General features: G+C 47.0%; 3 protein-coding genes. 2 read left to right on the top strand and 1 reads right to left on the bottom strand.

The features are described 5' to 3' along the window. Positions 1-370 (bottom strand): polysaccharide deacetylase family protein (locus IQ260_RS26545; RefSeq protein ID WP_193996092.1); only part of this gene is annotated, 370 nt, incomplete at its 3' end. A gap of 398 nt (positions 371-768) precedes the next feature. Between IQ260_RS26545 and IQ260_RS26540 the strand changes: the two genes are divergently transcribed. Next, entirely contained in the window at positions 769-3,537 is a 2,769-nt protein-coding gene (locus IQ260_RS26540) for a UPF0182 family membrane protein (RefSeq protein WP_193996091.1), read from the top strand. A 429-nt stretch (positions 3,538-3,966) separates the two neighbouring features. Then, positions 3,967-5,955 (top strand): sensor histidine kinase, encoded by a 1,989-nt coding sequence (locus IQ260_RS26535; RefSeq protein WP_193996090.1) that lies wholly within the window; start codon positions 3,967-3,969, stop codon positions 5,953-5,955. Positions 5,956-5,978: the final 23 nt, after the last annotated feature.

Raw genomic sequence — 5,978 nt, 5'->3', positions numbered from 1 at the left:
GAATCTCTGAGCAAATAATATTCAGACTGGTATCTACTAATTTTTTGTGGGAGTATGAATGATTGCCTAATTCATGCCCTTCAGCAACAATGCGACGAGTTGTTTCTAGATTGTTCTCGACATTTTCACCAATTGTAAAAAAGGTGGCTTTTGCATCAAACTCACGAAGTACATCCAGTAAGCCTTCTGTGTAGGGAGGATTAGGACCATCATCGTAGGTCAAGGCTAATGCTTTTTCATGGGTGCTGATGCGGGTAATCATTTTCCCAAACAGCTGGAACTTGTATGATGTTGCTAGCCAGTTTAAAGAGAAGCGAATTAAAAATAATAAGGCCCCGAAAATAAAGAGAGAAACTAGAAGGTAATTCATCTTGTCAAAAAACTAGTTGAATATTTGGATTAACAACTATACGAGCCAGGAGATTGTGTTAGTCGTCTGTAATTGTACCCAACTCTTGATTCAAAACTAGATTGGTCAAACAACAAAATCCTTCATTTCATAATTGCTTAGTACAATCCACATATTTGTATAGCAATGCGGACGGTTTGCAGTCTAGTCAGCTCTAGACTGAACCTCTGACTTAATTGGATTTGCCTTAGTGCTATTACCCACAGGCACTCGTTTTTGATGAGGTATACGGTGAAATCAGGCTCTGGGATTCGTGAGCGTGCGCTAAGCTTTTAGGATCGAAGGTATCGGGAAAACTTGCAATACTGGCAACGTTTGTTTAATCCTCGATACTTAAGCGTTATCTGACAGGCTAGAGCATGAGTGCAAAGTGGTTATGGTTAATTCTTGGGGGATTTATTGCGATTACCTTCTCCGGATCGCTGGTGCACCTAACCACGGAGGTGTGGTGGTTTGAGTCGGTAGGCTTTGCGGATGTGCTGTGGACTCGATTGCGTTGGCAAGGTGCGATCGCAACCCTAGCCTTTGCCATCTGGTGGCTAGTCCTATTTGCCAACTATGCCGTTGCCCAGCGTCTCACCCGTGAGCGCCCCCTACGCGTCGTTCAAAACCCCCAGTGGGATCCCTATTTACCGGCTCTAATCCGTTACACCAGCCTGGGATTAATTACACTGTTAGCAGTAACGGCTGCCGTTAATAGCTCAGAAGCCTGGCAAGACGTCCTCAAATTTCTCCATCCGGTGGACTTTGGTAGCCAAGATCCCCTCTACGGACGCGAAGTCAGCTTTTATATTTTCCAGCTGCCGCTTTTAGCAAAATTACACAGAGCGCTTGCTGAGTTGCTGGTGTGGAGCGTCGTCTTGGCCGCCAGCATCTACGGCCTCAAAGGCGAGATCCGCCCGGAACGAGGCTGGAAATACTTCCTCACGGGGGAAGTCAAAACCCACTTCTGTGTTCTTCTAGCCGGATTAGCCGTCGTATTTGCCCTCGGTTTTTGGTTAGCCCGCTATGAGCTTCTATATTCACCCACAGGTGTCGTCTTTGGAGCTGGCTATACCGACGTCAATGCCCGCATGCAAGCCTACGGCATCATGGGATTTATTACCATCGCCGTCGGTATTCTATTTGTAGCCTCCCTGTGGCGGAGCGGTTTTCTAATTCCTTTAACTGCCATCAGCCTCTATGCTGTTGTCTTTTTACTGATTACCGGTGTTTACCCTTGGGCCCAACAAAAATTTGTCGTAGAACCCAATGAACTTAGAAAAGAGGCGCCCTATATTGCCGATAATATTAAGCTAACTCGTCAGGCCTATGGGCTAGACAACGTACAGCAACAGTCTTTTGACGTTAAAAACCAGCTAGACGGTGCCGCCATCGCCCGCAATAGCGGCACCATCGATAACATTCGGCTCTGGGACTACCGCCCCCTGCGGAGCACCTATGGTAGCCTGCAGACCCTACGTCCCTATTACCGATTTCAAGACGTCGATATTGATCGCTACACCCTGAACAATGACTATCGACAAGTCATGCTGTCTCCTCGAGAGCTGGTTGATGATGCCCTCCCAGCCCAAGCTCAAACCTGGGTCAATCAGCACCTGATCTATACCCACGGCTATGGACTGGCCATGAGCCCGGTGAATAAAGTTACCGAAGATGGCCTACCCGAATTCTTTATTAAAGACCTGCCACCCAAAAGTTCCGTTGACCTAAACGTTGAGCAACCTCGAATTTATTACGGAGAAGCCACCGACCGGTATATTTTGACCGGGACTGACCAAGCCGAATTCGACTACCCCCTCGGCAATGACAATGCCCAATATGCCTATACAGGGGTGGGCGGTGTTCCCATTGGCTCATCCCTTCGACGGTTGGCCTATGCCTACAGTCTGGGAGATTGGCAGTTGCTACTGTCCACCTCCCCTGGAGAAAAGACACGGATTCACTATCACCGCCTGATTCAAGAACGCATTCAGCAGCTGGCACCATTTCTTTCCCTCGATAGCGATCCTTATCTAGCGGTCATTGACGGACGGCTACAGTGGATTATCGATGCCTATACCCTTAGCAATCGCTATCCCTACTCCGAACCCCTATGGCGCAGTGAAGGCATTCGGTCAGTGCTTCAAAGTCAGGCCATGCAGCGCATTGTCAGTGATGGCACTAACTACATTCGAAATCCTGTTAAGGCTGTTATTGATGCCTATGACGGTACTCTTAAGCTTTACGTCGTAGACAGTACCGATCCGATTCTTGCCTCATTTCAGCAGAGTTTTCCCACCCTGTTTGAACCCTTGGAGAGCGCCCCCTCAAGTCTGCAAGCGCACTTCCGCTATCCCCAGACCTTATTTAAGATCCAAGCCCAAATTTACCGGGCTTACCACATGGATCGCCCAGACGTCTTTTATAACCAGGAAGACCTCTGGGACTTTCCCACTCAAATTACTCGGGAAGAAAATCCAGAAATCCTAGAGCCTTACTACGTCATCATGAAGCTCCCAGAATCAGATACAGAGGAATTTATGCTGATTGTACCCTTCACTCCCGTGCGCAAAAACAACATGGTGGCTTGGATGACAGCGCGCTGTGATGGGGACAATTATGGCAAGCTACTCGTGTATGAGTTTTCCAGACAGGCCCTGCTGTACGGCCCCCGTCAAATTGACTCCCGCATCGATCAAGATACCGAAATCTCCCAACAATTGACCCTTTGGAATCAAGAAGGCTCGGAAGTCTTTCGTGGAGATTTGCTAGTTGTCCCCATTGAGGAATCACTCCTTTATGTTGAACCTGTTTACCTGCAAGCCCGGGGGCAAAATGACAATAGCAATGCCATTCCAGAACTAAAACGGGTGATTTTAGCGTACAAAGACTCCATTGTGATGGAGACAACCCTAGAAGATGCTCTCACTAAGTTATTTGGTCAGCGCCTAGCGCCCGTTTCCCCAACGGCTCCAGCCTCCCCTGAGTCATCCCCTGCCCCTACGACTAATCAACAGGCCCTGCTCAGTGCTGCCCTTGAAGCCTACACCCAAAGTCAGCAAGCTTTGAAAGCTGGAGACTGGCCAGCCTATGGCGCTGCACAAAAACGGTTAGGAACACTGCTAGAGCAACTGGCTGCCCAATAGCGTTGATGCGGCAAGTTCGCTCCGGCCATCAGCCCATTGCCTGTGTCGATGGGCTGAATTTGGTGGCATGCCTGATTGCAGGATGCGCCTATTTTTAATCGAGTTTTTTGTCACGGTCCTCCTGACACTCCCTGATCTTGTCTGGAAGATAAGTCAAGGGCATGCATCGAAAAATTATTAAGATATGAATAGCTAATTATTATTTTTTTGTATAGGCCTTGTTTAGAACTAGAGTTTTTTCGTAGGGGAAACTATGGGTTTCCAATTGGGGTATGGTTTATCTGGACCGTCTAACTGGCGATGACGACGAAACAGCTTCCATAAGCTAAGCTACGGGCAGTAGCATCTACTGCCGCCCTCTTGGATACGATGAACTCCTAACGGAAGATACTAACTACTTATTAAACCCACAAGGGAATCTGAATAAGCGTGAAAATTCGATCTAAGAGCCTGTTGCTTCGGCTCATTACTCCCTTATCTTTATTATCTGCCGCTACTGTATTGACAATCTCGGTCAGCACATATTTTTCGGCCAGAGAAACCCTAAAAGAGTCACTGTACGAACGTCTAAGTGTGGCGGCCACCCTCAAGGAAGAAGAACTCAATCAGTGGTTTCAATCTCAGCGCAATGACATTCTGCTTTTAGCCCGGTTACCAGAAGTCCAATCACAGACTGCAATTATCCTGTCTGGTCCAGAGTCTGCTTCAGAAGTTGAATCAGAACCTGCGTTGGAAGACGAACAAACTGCAGCAGCAGCTGGTGCAGCTGCTCAAAAGCAGTTGGCTTCCTATATACGGGATATTATTGCGTTTAAGCCTGATCTAGCAGAGGTATCCATCGTGACTGACGATGGTACAGTTGTGTTTTCCACCAACGAAAAACTGAAAAATTCACAGCTGCCATTAAGTGATGACAATACCACTTACTTTGCAGATGCTTCTGTAAAAATTAAGCCTGTTCTGTACACGTCTCCTGTAACAGGTGCCACTGCGATTACATTTGCGACGCCGATCCTGGATGATGCTAAAAATAGCATTGGTGTTCTGTTGGCAACCTTAGATTTACAGGATGTAGATTCTCTGATTCAAGATCGTACGGGCTCAGTGAAAACCGGGACTACTTACTTAATCAGTCAATTAGGGCAACAAAATACATTTATTGCGTCTGCCCAAGCTAAGGATACTACAGGAGATATTAATAGTTTTGCGATCGATGCTGCCATTACCGGAGAAAGTGGGGCCGGTCTCTATCAAAATTATGCGGGTGAGCCAGTCATTGGTGTTTATCGTTGGTTAGATGACCAGAGTCTGGCGCTGTTAGCTGAGATCAATCAACAAGAGGCCTTTGCCCCCGCTCGGGCTTTAGCCAGAAATATTTTACTGATTGGCTTTGTGGCAACAGGACTTTTGTTGTCGGGTATTTATCTGTTGTCCCGTCGCATTACTAAGCCTATAACAGAGATTACAAAAGCAGCAATTCAATTACAAAACGGCCAGCTGGATCAGTCTCTATCGGTTACTAGCCAAGATGAAATTGGGATTCTAGCCCAGGCATTTAACCATATGACCCGCCAGCTACAGCAATCATTTATCATCTTGGAAACCAACAATCAAGAGTTGGAAATGCGGGTGCAAGAGCGTACTGCTGAGCTAAAAGATGCTAAGGAAGCGGCTGAATCTGCTACTCGTACCAAGAGTGCTTTTCTAGCCAACATGAGTCATGAGTTGCGCACACCGCTCAATAGCATTATTGGCTATAGCGAGATGCTAGAAGAAGACTTTGAGATTTTGGGTGAGGATAGTCTAATTCCTGACCTGCATAAAATTCAAGGGTCGAGTAAACACCTGCTTCATCTAATTGATAGCGTTCTAGATCTGTCAAAAATTGAGACGGGTCGAATGGAACTCCATTTAGAGTCTGTCAATCTTTCAGCACTGGCTGAAGATGTGGTGGCAACGATCCGCCCAGCCGCAGAAAAGAGGTCAAACCGCATTATTGTGAATAATGCTAGTACGGTTGAGTCGATTGAAACTGACTTGGGTAAGCTACGCCAGTGTTTGCTGAACTTGCTCAGTAATGCTAATAAGTTTACTGAGCAAGGTCAAATTACCCTCGCAATGCAAACGTTGCAGCAGCAAGATGAAACCTATCTTGAGTTTATGATCGAGGATACGGGCATTGGCATAGAAGCAGATCAGCTGGAGCAGGTTTTTGAGGCCTTTAACCAAGCCGATATATCGTCAACTCGTCGCTATGATGGCACAGGCTTGGGTCTGACGATTACCCGTGAATTTATATATATGCTGGGTGGAGTCGTCATGGCTCAAAATGGTGCAGAGCAGGGGACTATCGTCACGATCCGGATTCCACAGGTTATTCCGAGTCTTCAGCGGCAGGTAGCAACTACTCAGGTCTGACCAAGAAATTATGAGTATAAAAG

It is taken from the genome of Leptolyngbya cf. ectocarpi LEGE 11479, assembly GCF_015207065.1.
Taxonomy (GTDB): domain Bacteria; phylum Cyanobacteriota; class Cyanobacteriia; order Phormidesmidales; family Phormidesmidaceae; genus Leptothoe; species Leptothoe ectocarpi.
This window is presented reverse-complemented; position numbering and strand designations above follow the sequence as displayed.

What these genes read in the sequence shown, in the direction of transcription:
- IQ260_RS26540 (WP_193996091.1), top strand. Translation starts at nt 769, where the DNA reads ATGAGTGCAAAGTGGTTATGGTTAATTCTTGGGGGATTTATTGCGATT.